This is a genomic window from Amycolatopsis sp. NPDC003676 (genome assembly GCF_053587275.1).
Map to the genome: position 1 here is coordinate 1 of NZ_JBSFNS010000082.1, position 12,370 is coordinate 12,370.

Below are 12,370 nucleotides of genomic sequence, written 5' to 3' on the forward strand. Positions count from 1 at the left end.
CACAGCCTGCGAGTCTTCCCTGTCAGGAAGCACCGGGAAGATAACGGGAATGTCACGATGGGTCACGCTGCCCTGAGGGAATCTGATTCCCTCAGGGTTCCCCTCACGGACTGCAAAGCCGCGCGCACGACGGCATTGTGGCGAGGCTGAGGTCTTTTGCGGATGGCCGGGGATCAGCGAGGACGCCCCGGTGCGTCCGGCCGGGTCTGCCACGGGTGCGGACCGTCGAGCGGCCGGTACTCCACGCCGAGCGCGTCCAGCCGCGGCATGTGGTGCTCCCGCAGCCGGGGGAGGAATTCCGCGTAGTCGCGCGGTCCGCTGCTCCACGCGACCTCGGCGAACGCCGACAGTCGCGGGAACGCCGCGTAATCCGTCCGCCGCACGGTGTCCAGGTGCTCGGACCACAGCTGCGCCTGGACCCCGCGCACGCGCGGCCCGGATTGGGGCTCGAAACCGTAGAAATGCTCGAGGTCCTGCAGGTACCCGACCGGGATCGGTTCGTCCGGATGGTCGCTTTGCCGGTGGTCGAGGTACACGCCGTCCTCGGGGCAGAGCACCACTTCGTGCCCGCCCTTCAACGCCAGCGAAGCCCGTTCGCGGTCCTGCCACACGCCGATCACCATCGTCGGCAGGTCGCCGCCGTCGAGGACCTCGTCCCAGCCCATCGGCGTGCGCCCGCGCGCGACGAGGTGGTCCGCGATCGCCCGGACGAACTGGTGGTGTGCCTCGGTCACGCCGGGCACCTCGTCGCCGCCGAGCGCGATCACCTTGGACGGGAAGATGTCCAGCACGTGGTCGAAGACCTTGCGGAAGAAGTCCAGAGTGGACTCCGACGGATCCAGCAGCGAGGTGCTGATGCCCCAGGAAGTCCAGACCTCCCAAGGGGTATCGGTAGCCGGTCCGAGTTCCGGGTACGCCGTGATGGCGGCTCGGGCGTGCCCGGGAATGTCCACTTCGGGCACCACCGTGACGGCCCGAGACGCGGCGTAAGCGACGATCTCCCGCAGATCGTCCACAGTGTAGTAACCGCCGTGCGGGCGGCCGTCGCGCTCGGGGCCGTCGTGCCTGCCGACCATCGACGATTTCCGCCAGCCGCCGACGGAGGTGAGCTGGGGGAATTCCGGCGTCTCGATCCGCCAGCCCTGGTCGTCGGTGAGGTGCAGGTTCAGCACGTTCAGCTTGTGCGCGGCCAGCAGGTCGACGAACCGCAGCACCTCGGCCTTCGTCCGGAAGTGCCGCGAGACGTCGTAAAGGCAGCCGCGCCAGGCGAATCGCGGATGGTCGGTGATCGTCCCGCACGGTAGCTCGACCGGTCCATTGTGGATCGATGCGGCCCGGAACGCGTCCGGACCGGCCAGCTGGCACAGGGTTTGGCGGCCGTAGAACTCGCCCGCGGAGTCGGCCGCGTCGAGCGTGACGCCGTCGGGCGCGATCGTGAGCCGGTAGCTCTCGGCGGGGAGGTCGGCGGCGGTGCGGACCTTCACCGGAGCGGGCCACGGGCAGGTGCCGGGCGCCGCTTCCGCGGACACCGGGCGGGGGAGGAGAGCGTCGAAACCGGACATGGTCATCCCTTCACGGCCCCGGCCGTCCCGCCGACGAGCCTCCGTTGCACCAGCACGAAAAACACCAGCACGGGGATCGTCATCAGGGTGGACGAGGCCATCACGGCGCCCCAGTCGGTGTCCTCCGGTTTGAAGAACACCAGGATCGCCTGCGGCAGAGTCTGGTTTTCGGTCTTGGAGATGATGAACGTCTTGGCGAACAGGAAGTCGTTCCACGCGTGGATGAACGCGAGCACGCTCACCGCCACGAGCCCGGGCGCGACGAGCGGGAACAGGATCTGCCAGGTGAACCGCATCCGCGACGCACCGTCCAAAGTGGCCGCTTCCTCCAGTTCGGCGGGCACCGCGGCGACGAATCCGCGCAGCATCCAGATCGCGAACGGCAGGCTGAACGCCAGGTGCACCAGCACGAGCGAGCCCAGTTCGTTGAGCCCGAACGCCGGCACGGCGCCGCCGACCGAGCGCATCAGGAAGAACAGCGGAATGGTGAGCGCCTCCACTGGAACCATTTGCGCGACCAGGATCATCACCAGCAGCATTCCGCGGCCGCGGAACCGGAATCGCGTCAGCGCCACCGCGGAAAGGAACGACAGCACCAGTGACAGCAGCACCACGACCACCGCGACGGCGAGGCTGTTGAGGAAGAACCGGCCGAATCCGGAAACCGTGAGCACGCGCCGGAAACTGTCCAGCGAAGGCGCGAACGTCCACGGTTTCGGATGCGCCGACTGGATTTCGCCCGCCGGTTTGAAGGCCGACAGCACCATCCAGTACAGCGGGAACGCCACGATCCCGGCGATCACCACGGTCACGATTTCGGCGACGAGCCGCGCGGGGCGGCGCACTTTCACAGCCATGCGGCACTCCGGCGCTGGGACCGGACGTAAAGTCCGGTGATCGACAGCAGCAGCAAGGTCATCACGACCCCGATCGCGGAGCCGAGCCCGTACTCCTGCCCGGCGAACGCCTGCTGGTAGGCGTAGACGTTCAGGATCAGGTTCCGCCCGGCGATGCCGCCGCCGTTGGTCATCACGTAGATCTGGGTGAACACCTTGAAGTCCCAGATGATCGACTGCACGGTCGCGATGGTGAGCAGCGGCCGCACCGCGGGCAGGATCACCGACCGCGTGGTGCGCCAGACCGACGCGCCGTCGAGCGCCGCCGCCTCCAGCGTCTCCTTCGGCACCCCGCTGATCCCGGCGTACATGGTGACCATGACGAACGGGAACGAGCACCAGATCACCTCGGCGGCGACCAGCCCGAACGTCCCGAAGGTGCCGAACATCCAGGAATGGTGCGCCATCCCGGTGAACCCGATGCCCGAGAGCACCTCGTTGACCAGGCCGAAATCGGTGTCGAAGAGGAACAGCCAGACGTACGAGCCGGCGATCGCCGGGGTCGCCCACGCGCCGAGCGCCGCCAGGAACAGCAGCGTGCGCGGGAACGAGCGGACCCGGCTCGCCAGCACGGCCAGCGCCGTGCCGACGGCCAGGCTGCCGATCACGCAGGCCGCGGCGAACCCGACCGTCTTGCCGAGCACCGTCCAGAACTGGACGTCGGCGAGCAGGTTGACGTAGTTGTCGAGGCCGAGGAACACCAGCGGGGCCGCGCCCGCCGCCTGCGGCTGGCCGTAGTCGTAGAGCGAGATCACGACCAGCTGGTAAATCGGGTACACCAGCAGCGCGCCGAGCAGGATTCCGGCGGGCAGCAGGTACAGGAGGGCCGCGCGGCCGTCGCGGCGGACGGTCGCGGAACGGACTGCGGCCACGGGTCAGCCGAAGTTCTTGTTCATCGCCGCGGCGGCGTCGGCCAGCGCGGCGTTCGCGTCCTTGCCGCCGGTCGCGATCTGCTGCACGGCGGTGGGCAGCACGTTCTGGCTGTCGATCTTGGACCACGCCGGGGTGCTCGGCACGAATTTCGTGCCCGCGCTCAGAGTGTCCACAAAGGCCTTGAGCGTCGGGTCGCTGGCGGCGAGCTTCTTCTGCACCGACGCGAGAGTGGGCAGGTTGCCCATCGCCGCGTACATCTTCTCCTGGTACTTGATGCCGGCCAGCAGTTCGGCGAACTGCACCGCGAGACCGTGGCGCTGGCTCGCGCCGAACACGCCGAGCAGGTTGCCGCCGGCGAACGCGGGCGCGACCGAACCCGGGGCGGTGCCGGGCAGCGGCATGATCGCGTACTTTCCCTTCACCGAGCCTTTTTCGACGGCCTTGCGGTTGAAGTCGCCGCCGATCACCATGCCCGCCTTGCCGCCGGCGAACGCGGTGACGCTCTGCGTGCCGGTGAGGTTGGCGCAGGCCGAGGGCGGGCAGATGTCGTCCTTGATCAGGTTCGCGTACGCGGTGACGCCTGCCTTGGCCTGCGCGGAGTCCACAGTGGACGTCCACTTGCCATTGTCCTGTTTGGCCAGATCGCCGCCGTTGGCCCAGATGAACGGCAGCATCGCGTAGGTGTACTTGCCGCCGGTGGCGATGCCGTACAGATCCGGCTTCTTCTCGCGGATCTTGCGCGCGTCGTCGGTCAGCTCGGCCAGCGTCGTGGGCGGCTTGAGGCCGAGTTCGGCGAAGACGTCGGTGCGGTAGTACAACGCGCGGATGCCGGTGTACCAGGGAATGCCGTAGATCTTGCCGTTGGCTTTCGCGGTGTCCACAACGGACGGGAGCAGGTCTTTGCCGTCCGACCAGTTCGAGATGTCCTTGGTGAGGTCGGACAGCGCGCCGGTCTGCGCGTAGCTGGAGACGTCGGTGTTGCCGAATTCGGCGACGTCGGGGGCGTTGGACGGGTCGTTGAACGCGCCAGAGAACTTGTCCGCGCGGCCTTCGACCGGGACCCACTGCACGTCGACCTTCACCCCGGCGTGGCTGGCCTCGAACTCGGTGATCGCTTCCTTGACCGCGGCCTCCTTCGGCGCACGGTTCGCCTCGTCGAACAGCCAGACTCTGAGGGTGCCGTCGGTCTGGTTTCCGCCGGACGCGGCCGGGCCGGATTGGGTGGGCGCACACGCGGCGAGCAACGCCAGCGTGGCGACAGCGGGCAGGACAGAACGCAGCTTCATCGGTGACTCCTGTCGCGGGGACCGGTCGGAGACCGGAAAAGACGGGGCTGTGCGGCGTGACAGCCCCGGTTTTTCTCAGACGAAGAAGACAGAATTGACGTTCGGGACGGCGAGCGAGCCCGCGGACTTGCCGGGAAGGCCGGTGGCCGGGTCGCGCGGCAGCCAGGTGACCGTGCCGGAGCGCTGGTTCGAGACGTAGAACCACTTCTCGTCCGGGTCCAGCGCGAGGTGGCGCGGCCAGTTGCCGCCGGAGGCCGCCGAGGAGACCAGGGTGAGCCCGGCCCCGCCGTCGGCGACGGTGAAGGTGGCGACGGTGTTGGGGCCGCGGACGGTGGCGTAGACGAACTTCCCGTCCCGCGACACGGTGATCTCGCCGGGGAACAGTTCACCGGTGCTGCCCGGGGGAACGGCCGGTACCACGGCGATCGGCTTGAACGTGCCGGTGGCGGACTCCCAGCTGGCGACGGTGATCTCCGGCCGCAGTTCCTGCGCGACGTAAGCGAATTTTCCGTTCGGGTGGAACGCCAGGTGTCGCGGCCCGGCACCGGCGGGGAGGGTGATCTGCTTGTGCAGCTTCAGCTTTCCCTTGCCGGTGTCGAACGAGTAGACGTACACCGAGTCGGTGCCGAGGTCGACCGCGAGCACCCACTTGCCGGACGGGTCGGTGACCACCTGGTGCGCGTGCGGCTCCTTGCCCTGGTGCTGCTGCAGGTCAGTGGCCGCGCCGAGCTTGCCGTCGGACTTGATCGGCAGCACGACGACGCTGCCGGAGTCGTAGTTGGCGGCCAGCACGTACTTCTGGCTCGGGTGCACCGAAAGGTGTGTGGGCGAACCGCCCTTGGAGGATGTCGACCCGAGCAGCTTCGGCCGGGTCGGGTCGGAGATGTCCAATGCGGACACCGTGCCGGTCTCCGCGCCCTCGTTTTCGTTGGTGACGTACAGGATCCGGCCGTCGCGAGTGCGGTCGAACCAGGAGACGTCGGTCAGCTTCGGAACGGTGCGCACCGGCGTGAGCGCGGGGCTTCCGGCCGCTCGCTGGGTGACGTCGAGTCCGTGGCCCGCCGGTGCGCTGTTGGTGTAGCTGCCGACGTACACCGTCGCGGCCGCGCGCGGTCGGGGTGCTGCCGTGGCGAGCTGTGCGCCCACCACGGCGGCGGCCCCGGCCGCGCCGACCGCTCCGACGAACGTGCGACGGGAAATCTCGGTCATCGAATACCCCCGGAACATGTGCCGATGTGGTTCAGACCAATGCCATCACCAATGCTGCCACACCGAAACCGCTCAAGGAAAGGACTGTTTCCAAAGCCGTCCAGGTTTTCAGGGTTTGCGTCACGGTCAGCCCGAAGTAGCGGGACACGATCCAGAATCCGCCGTCGTTCACGTGCGAGGCGATGATCGACCCGGCCGAGATCGCGACGACCACGAGCGCCAGTTGTGCTTGCGAATAATGCAGATCCATCACCGTCGGCGCGACAATGCCGCTCGTGGTCACGATCGCCACCGTCGCCGAACCCTGGGCGATGCGCATGCCGCAGCTGATGATGTACGCCGCCAGCAGCACCGGAAGCCCGGCGTCGCCTAGAGAACCGGCTACCGCCTTGCCGATTCCGGTGGCGGACAACACCGCTCCGAAGAACGAACCCGCGCCGACCACCAGAAGAATCATGGCGACCGGACGCAGCGCGTTGGCGGAGAGCTGGGCCAGATCCGCGCCGCTCATCCCGCGACGGCGGCCGAGCAGCCACGACGCGAGCAGGGTCGCGATGGTCAACGCGATGGCCGGCGTGCCGAGGAACGCCGCGATACCCGCGCCGGTGGACCCCTTGGGCAGCAGGATGCTGCCGAACGTGCCCACGAGGATCAGCACCAGCGGAACCGCGATGATCCCGGCGACCAGCTTGAGCGACGGCGCGGGGCCCTCCTGCTCGCCCTCTTCGCCGGCGAGCTTCGCGAAGTCCTCGGCCAGCGGCACGTTCACCCGCTTGCCGATCCACGTCGAGTACAGGATGCCGCCGATGAACCAGGCCGGGATGCCGCAGACCGCGCCCATCAGGATCAGCCAGCCGAGATCGACGTGCAGCAGCCCGGCCGCGGCGACCGGGCCCGGGTGCGGCGGGATGAAGGCGTGCGTGATGGAAAGCCCGGCCAGCAACGGCATCGCGTACAGCACGATCGACCGGCCGCCCTGCTTCGCCGCGGCGTAAACCAGCGGCGCGAGCACGAAAATGCCGATGTCGAAGAACACCGGGATGCCGAAAATGAGCCCGGAAAGACCCATGGCGAGCGGGGCGCGTTTCTCGCCGAACGTCCGCAGCAACGCGGCGGTGAGCACGCGCGCGCCGCCGGATTTCTCCAGGATCGACCCGAGCAGGGTGCCCAGTCCGATGATCGCCGCGATGTGCCCGAGAATGCTGCCGAAACCCTTCTCCAGCAGCGAATCCGAGGTTTTCTGGGCGGTGCCGACCAGGGTGCCGACCGGCACGCCCGCGGCCAGCGCGGTGAGCAGGCCCACCACGATCAAGGCGATGAACGGTTCGACCTTCACCTTGATGATGAGGAAAAGCAGCACCGCGATGGATACCGCGGCCAGCGTGAGCAGACCGGCCGTGCTGGTCTGCAGCCAGTGAATCATCGTCGACTCCGGGGATGGCGAAGGGAATGCCCGGCGAGCGCGCCGGTGGGGGTTCCGTCTTCGAGGGCGGCGACGCCGTTGACGAAGACGTGGGAGAGGCCCGCGGCGGGTTGCCGCGGATTGTCGAACGTCGCGGTGTCGGCGACCGTGTCCGGGTCGAAGAGCACCAGATCGGCTGCGTGCCCGGGACGCACGAGGCCCCGGTCGGACAGCCCCAGCCGCCGTGCCGCGCGCCCGGTGAGGTGCGCGACGCAATCGGCCAGTTCGAGAACGCCCAGTTCGCGGACGTAACGCGCGAGGTACCGCGGGAAAGTGCCCCACGCGCGGGGGTGCGGGCGCGCGCCGACCAGCAGGCCGTCCGAGCCGCCGGTGTGCGTGCGGTGCCGCATGATGGCCTGCACGTTTTCCTCGTGCCCCACGTGCATGAGGCAGGACGTGCCGAGCTTTTCGTCGATCAGCGTGTCGAAATACAGCTCGGCCGGGGGTTTCCCGGCGGTGCGCGCGGAAGCGAGGACGCTGTGTCCCACCAGCGCGGCGTTTTCCTCGCGACGGACGCCGTTGATTTCGATGGCGTCCCAGTCGATCGGCACGCCGTGCGCACCGTCCGAACCGGACTCTTCGATCTCCGCCCGGATCCGTTCGCGAGTGTCCGGATCGGACAGTCGAGCGAGTGTCGGTTCCAAGCCGCCTTCAGTAGACCAGCTCGGCAGCAGTGCTGACAGATAGGTCGCGCCGGGCAGATACGGGTATGTGTCGAGGGTGATGTCGCAGCCGTCGTCGAGCGCGTTGTCCAGCAGCCGCAACAGATCCGGCGCTTTGCCCTTGTTGACGGAGAAGTTCATCGTCGCGTGCGCGAGGTGCAGCGGGCAGCCGGAGCGGCGCGAGACGTCGACCATCTCCGCGAACGCCTCTAGCGCGCCCGCGCCGTAGCTGCGGTGGTGCGGGCTGTAGTAACCGCCGCGCTCGCCGACGACGCGGCACAGCTCGACCAGTTCCTCGGTGGTCGCGTACATCCCGGGCGTGTAGGTCAGCCCGGACGAGAGCCCGAACGCGCCTTCCGCCAGCCCGGTCGCGACGAGTTCCTGCATCCGCGCCAGCTCGGCGTCCGTGGCGGGCCGGTCGTCCCAGCCGACCACCAGCATCCGCACCGTGCCCTGCGGGACCAGGTACGCGGCGTTCGTCGCGATGCCCTGGTCCAGCCGGTCGAGGTACTCGCCGACCGAACGCCAGTTCCAGTCGAACCCGGCCGGGTCGTCGTTCCATCCGGCCAGCTGCTGGCGCAGGCTCGCGAGAACCTCGTCGTTGACCGGCGCGTACGAGAGCCCGTCCTGGCCCAGCACCTCGGTGGTCACGCCCTGGCTGATCTTCGCCAGGTGATCCGGGTTGGCGAGCACCTGCAGGTCCGAATGCGAGTGCATGTCGATGAAGCCGGGGGAGAGGACCTGCCCGGTCGCGTCGAGCACGCGCGGCGCGGTCAGGTCTCCCGGCGCGGCGACGTCGGCGATGCGGTCGCCGGTGATGCCGACGTCGCGGATTTCCAGCGGGGCCCCGGTTCCGTCGGCGACTCGGGCGCCGCGGATCACGAGATCCATCAGAACCACGTCCGCACGAAGTCGACGACCGTCTCGCCGTCGTCGTCCACGACCGGCAGCAGCGACCATTTGTCGAACGTCGTGCACGGATGCGACAAACCGAGCCGGATCCAGTCGCCGACCTCGACCGGGGACCCTTCCGGCAGTTCGAGGAACGCGTGCTGGTCGTTGAGCTTCGGGACGGCGTGCCCGGTCAGTTCGGTGACCACGCCGTCCTTGCGCAGCAGCTGCGGCTCCGGCATGCCTTCGTCGTACGGCAGGTCGCGCTTGCCCGCGGTGAGCAGCGCCAGCTCCGGAGTCGGCTTCGACGTCACCTGCGCCCACGCGTGCAGCGCAGGACGGAAGCTGTCGACACCGGAGATGCGCGGGTGTTCGCCGAGCGGCGAGATCTCGCGGTAGAAGCCGTCGTCGTGCGTGAGGTACGCGCCGCTGCGCAGGATCGGGATCACGTCGAGACCGTCCGGCCACGGCTTGGTCAGCTCGTCCACAACGCGGTCGAAGTACGCGCTGCCGCCCGCGGTGACGTACACCGGGCCGTCGGCAAGCAAACCCTTCTCCGCGAACGTAACCGTCGCGTCGCGCAGACTGTCCACATAGGAACTGATCTTCGTCAGCGCCGCTTCGTCGGTGTGGTGCGAAAGCGCACCTTCGTAACCACCGGTGCCCCGCAGCCGCAGCACGGGGCTCTTCGCTGCAGCCTCAGCGACGGCAAGCGCGGTCGCCGCATCGCGGACACCGGTGCGGCCGCCTTCGCCGCCCAGCTCCACCAGCACATCGACCGGCCGCTCGGCACCGGCGAGCGCCTCGGTCATCAGCTCCACGCTGCGCACCGAGTCGACCCAGCAGACGAACTCGAAGTCCGGATCCGCCGCCAGCTCGCCGGCCAGCCAGCGCAGCGCGGACGGGTCCACGAGCTGGTTCGCCAGGAGGATTCGCGGAACGCCGAACGCGCGGTAGATCCGCACGTGTCCGGCGTTCGCGGCGGTGATGCCCCACGAGCCGTGCTCCAGCTGCCGGGCGAACAGTTCCGGCGCCATCGTCGTCTTGCCGTGCGGCGCGAGCGCGATCCCGCGTTCGGCACACCAGCGGGCCATGGTGGCGAGGTTGTGCTCCATCGCGGCCGCGTCGATGACCACGAACGGACCGAAGAAGCCGTCGTCGAAGAGCTTGGCGCGGCGGGCCGCGGCTTCGTCGAGGGTGAGCCCGGACAGGGCCGGGGGGAGCGCGCGGAAGCGCCAGTCGATCCGTTCGCCGCGCCCGGCTCGGACGGCGGCGGTGAGAGCGGCGTTGCTGTTCATTCAGGACCTCGGTTGCGTATCTTGCAACGGACGTTGCGCAAAATGCGTTGCATAGGTGTAGCATCCGGGTCGCCACAGGTCAACGGGGAAGGGACGTCAGTGACCAGCAGTCCGACTGGGTCGCCCGAAGTGCTCTGCATCGGCGAGTCGATGGCGTTGTTCGTGCCCGCCGAACCCGGCCCGCCGGACGAGGTGCGCACCTGGCTGCGCACCATCGGCGGCGCCGAGTCGAACGTCGCGTGCCACCTGCCCGCGCTCGGCGTGCCGAGCGGATGGGTCAGCGCGGTCGGCGACGACCCGTTCGGCCGCGCGCTCGTCCGCGAGATCGCGTCGGCGGGCGTGGACGTGCGCGGAGTCGTAGTCGACCCGACCCGCCCGACCGGGCTGTACGTGAAGGAAAGCGGCGCGGGCGGCAGTCCGGTCCGCTACTACCGCTCGGGTTCCGCCGCGTCCGGCATGGGCCCGGAGCTGGTGTCCCGGCTGGACTTCTCCGGCGTTCGCGTGCTGCACCTTTCCGGGATCACGCCCGCGCTTTCCGACAGCTGCCTCGCGCTCGTCCGCGCGCTGCTCGACCGGCCGCGCGGCGACCTGCTCGTGTCGTTCGACGTCAACCACCGGCCCGCGCTCTGGACCGGACGTGACCAGTCCGTGCTCGCCGAACTGGCCGGGAAAGCCGATCTGGTGCTGACCGGCGACGACGAGGCGGAACGCGTGTGGGGCACCGGCGATCCGGTACAGCTGCGCGCTCTTCTGCCTGGCCCGCGCACGCTCGTGGTCAAGCACGGGGAACGCGGCGCGACGCTCGTCGAGGGCTCGGCCGAACCGCTGTTCTCGCCCGCGCTCCGGGTTGATGTCGTGGAGCCGGTCGGCGCCGGAGATGCCTTCGCCGCTGGATTCCTGGCCGCGACTCTGCGCGGCGCCGATCCGCTGACCAGGCTTCGGCGCGGTCACCTGCAAGCCGCGGCGACACTGTTGACGCAGGACGACGTCGGCGTGCCGCTGGCCGAGGCCGTCGTGCTGCAGCTGGTGCAGGCGGACGCCGACAGCTGGAGTTCCGTCCGGCTCACCGGAGAGGGAGTGGTGGCCACGTGAGCCAAAGTCTCGACCGCGCGCTGACGCTGCTGGGCGGTCTCGCCCGCGGCGGCAAGACGCTCGACGAGCTGGCCGAAGAGGTCGGCGTGCACAAGACGACCGTTTTACGGCTCCTGCGCACGCTCGAATCGCACCATTTCGTGCGACGCGAAGGAGCCCGGCACTACCGGCTCGGCAGCGCGCTCTTCGATCTCGCCAACCAGGCGCTCGAAGACCGCGACGTCCGGCGCAGTTCGCACGACGCGCTCGCCGAGCTGAATCTGCGCACCGGGCACACCGTGCACCTGGCGTCCTATGAGGACGGCGAGGTGGTGTACATCGACAAATTCGAGGGACACCACGCGGTCCGGATGTACTCGCGGGTCGGCAAACGCGCGCCGCTGCACTGCACCGCGGTCGGCAAGGTGCTCGTCGCGGCGCTGCCGCGGCCGAAACGCGAGGAGATCGCCCGCGCGATCGACTACGTCGTGCTCACCGCCAACACCATCAGGACGCCCGAGGCGTACTTGGCCGAGCTGGACCAGGTCGCTGAGCGCGGGTACGCGGTGGACAATGCCGAGCACGAGGACTTCATCCACTGCATTTCCGCGCCGGTGCGCGGCGCGGGCGGCGAAGTGCTCGCCGCGGCATCGATGTCGGTGCCGAAGGTGCTGCTGGACTACGACGGGCTGCTGGCGCTCGTGCCCGAGCTGCTGGCCGCCACGGAAAAAGCTTCCGTCCACAGTGGATGGACGGGGAACGGAAAGGGGCAATGATGGGCAAGACGGCGATCACCAGCGAGAACGCGCCGAAGCCGCCGGCGAACTTCTCGCAGGCCGTCCGCAAGGGGAACATCCTGCAGGTCGCCGGCGCGGTCGCGTTCGACCCGGCCACGAACGAGATCGTCGGCGACGATGTCGTGAGCCAGACCCGGCAGGTGTTCAAGAACCTCACCGCGCTGCTCGAAGAAGCGGGCTCGAGCTTCGCGGACGCGGTGATGGTGCGCGTGTACCTCACCGACACCAGCCACTTCGCCGCGTTCAACGAGGTCTACAACGAGCTGATCGGCGAGGCCCCGCACGCGGCCCGCACCACGGTGTACGTCGGGCTGCCCGCCGGTCTCCTGGTCGAGATCGACGTGCTCGCCGTTCTCGACTGAG

The 12,370-nt window shown here is 68.9% G+C and carries 11 protein-coding genes; 3 read left to right on the forward strand and 8 right to left on the reverse strand.

The window, feature by feature from the left end; all coding sequences use genetic code 11:
- Positions 1 to 173 precede the first annotated feature (173 nt).
- The 8 genes from ACWDNU_RS33095 to ACWDNU_RS33130 form a co-directional block, all read right to left on the reverse strand.
- Positions 174 to 1,562 (reverse strand): beta-N-acetylhexosaminidase, encoded by a 1,389-nt coding sequence (locus tag ACWDNU_RS33095; RefSeq protein ID WP_449671764.1) that lies wholly within the window; start codon positions 1,560 to 1,562, stop codon positions 174 to 176.
- Positions 1,563 to 1,564: 2 nt separating this feature from the next.
- On the reverse strand, positions 1,565 to 2,419 hold the full coding sequence (locus ACWDNU_RS33100; RefSeq protein WP_344286532.1) for a carbohydrate ABC transporter permease: 855 nt from the start codon (positions 2,417 to 2,419) through the stop codon (positions 1,565 to 1,567).
- A complete protein-coding gene (locus ACWDNU_RS33105) occupies positions 2,410 to 3,330 on the reverse strand; it encodes a carbohydrate ABC transporter permease (RefSeq protein ID WP_449671765.1) in 921 nt (306 codons plus the stop codon). The genes ACWDNU_RS33100 and ACWDNU_RS33105 overlap by 10 nt, the downstream gene beginning before the upstream one ends.
- A 3-nt stretch (positions 3,331 to 3,333) precedes the next feature.
- Positions 3,334 to 4,617, reverse strand: coding sequence for an extracellular solute-binding protein (locus ACWDNU_RS33110; protein ID WP_449671766.1), 1,284 nt, complete (start codon positions 4,615 to 4,617; stop codon positions 3,334 to 3,336).
- Between the two features lie 75 nt (positions 4,618 to 4,692).
- On the reverse strand, positions 4,693 to 5,826 hold the full coding sequence (locus tag ACWDNU_RS33115) for a lactonase family protein (protein WP_449671767.1): 1,134 nt from the start codon (positions 5,824 to 5,826) through the stop codon (positions 4,693 to 4,695).
- A gap of 31 nt (positions 5,827 to 5,857) precedes the next feature.
- Positions 5,858 to 7,249, reverse strand: a complete 1,392-nt coding sequence (locus ACWDNU_RS33120) for a GntP family permease (protein ID WP_370936305.1) — start codon at positions 7,247 to 7,249, stop codon at positions 5,858 to 5,860.
- Positions 7,246 to 8,841, reverse strand: a complete 1,596-nt coding sequence (locus ACWDNU_RS33125; RefSeq protein WP_449671768.1) for an N-acyl-D-amino-acid deacylase family protein — start codon at positions 8,839 to 8,841, stop codon at positions 7,246 to 7,248. Before ACWDNU_RS33125 ends, ACWDNU_RS33120 begins: the two co-directional genes overlap by 4 nt.
- Complete coding sequence (locus ACWDNU_RS33130) at positions 8,841 to 10,139, reverse strand: amino acid deaminase (RefSeq protein ID WP_449671769.1); 1,299 nt, start codon at positions 10,137 to 10,139, stop codon at positions 8,841 to 8,843. The genes ACWDNU_RS33125 and ACWDNU_RS33130 overlap by 1 nt, the downstream gene beginning before the upstream one ends.
- Before the next feature lie 150 nt (positions 10,140 to 10,289).
- On the opposite strand from ACWDNU_RS33130, the gene ACWDNU_RS33135 reads away from it, so the two are divergent.
- From ACWDNU_RS33135 to ACWDNU_RS33145, 3 genes are read left to right on the forward strand one after another with little or no spacing between them, the layout of a single operon-like run.
- A complete protein-coding gene (locus ACWDNU_RS33135; protein WP_370940734.1) occupies positions 10,290 to 11,231 on the forward strand; it encodes a sugar kinase in 942 nt (313 codons plus the stop codon).
- A complete protein-coding gene (locus tag ACWDNU_RS33140) occupies positions 11,228 to 11,986 on the forward strand; it encodes an IclR family transcriptional regulator (RefSeq protein WP_449671770.1) in 759 nt (252 codons plus the stop codon). The genes ACWDNU_RS33135 and ACWDNU_RS33140 overlap by 4 nt, the downstream gene beginning before the upstream one ends.
- Positions 11,986 to 12,369, forward strand: a complete 384-nt coding sequence (locus tag ACWDNU_RS33145) for a RidA family protein (RefSeq protein WP_116204166.1) — start codon at positions 11,986 to 11,988, stop codon at positions 12,367 to 12,369. Before ACWDNU_RS33140 ends, ACWDNU_RS33145 begins: the two co-directional genes overlap by 1 nt.
- The last annotated feature ends 1 nt before the right edge of the window (position 12,370 follow it).

Excerpts from the sequence above, each read along its gene's own strand:
- ACWDNU_RS33095 (WP_449671764.1), bottom strand. The coding sequence starts at position 1,562 with ATGTCCGGTTTCGACGCTCTCCTCCCCCGCCCGGTGTCCGCGGAAGCG.
- ACWDNU_RS33100 (WP_344286532.1), bottom strand. The coding sequence starts at position 2,419 with ATGGCTGTGAAAGTGCGCCGCCCCGCGCGGCTCGTCGCCGAAATCGTG.
- ACWDNU_RS33110 (WP_449671766.1), bottom strand. The coding sequence starts at position 4,617 with ATGAAGCTGCGTTCTGTCCTGCCCGCTGTCGCCACGCTGGCGTTGCTC.
- ACWDNU_RS33115 (WP_449671767.1), bottom strand. The coding sequence starts at position 5,826 with ATGACCGAGATTTCCCGTCGCACGTTCGTCGGAGCGGTCGGCGCGGCC.
- ACWDNU_RS33120 (WP_370936305.1), bottom strand. The coding sequence starts at position 7,249 with ATGATTCACTGGCTGCAGACCAGCACGGCCGGTCTGCTCACGCTGGCC.
- ACWDNU_RS33125 (WP_449671768.1), bottom strand. The coding sequence starts at position 8,841 with ATGGATCTCGTGATCCGCGGCGCCCGAGTCGCCGACGGAACCGGGGCC.
- ACWDNU_RS33130 (WP_449671769.1), bottom strand. The coding sequence starts at position 10,139 with ATGAACAGCAACGCCGCTCTCACCGCCGCCGTCCGAGCCGGGCGCGGC.
- ACWDNU_RS33135 (WP_370940734.1), top strand. The coding sequence starts at position 10,290 with ATGGCGTTGTTCGTGCCCGCCGAACCCGGCCCGCCGGACGAGGTGCGC.
- ACWDNU_RS33145 (WP_116204166.1), top strand. The coding sequence starts at position 11,986 with ATGGGCAAGACGGCGATCACCAGCGAGAACGCGCCGAAGCCGCCGGCG.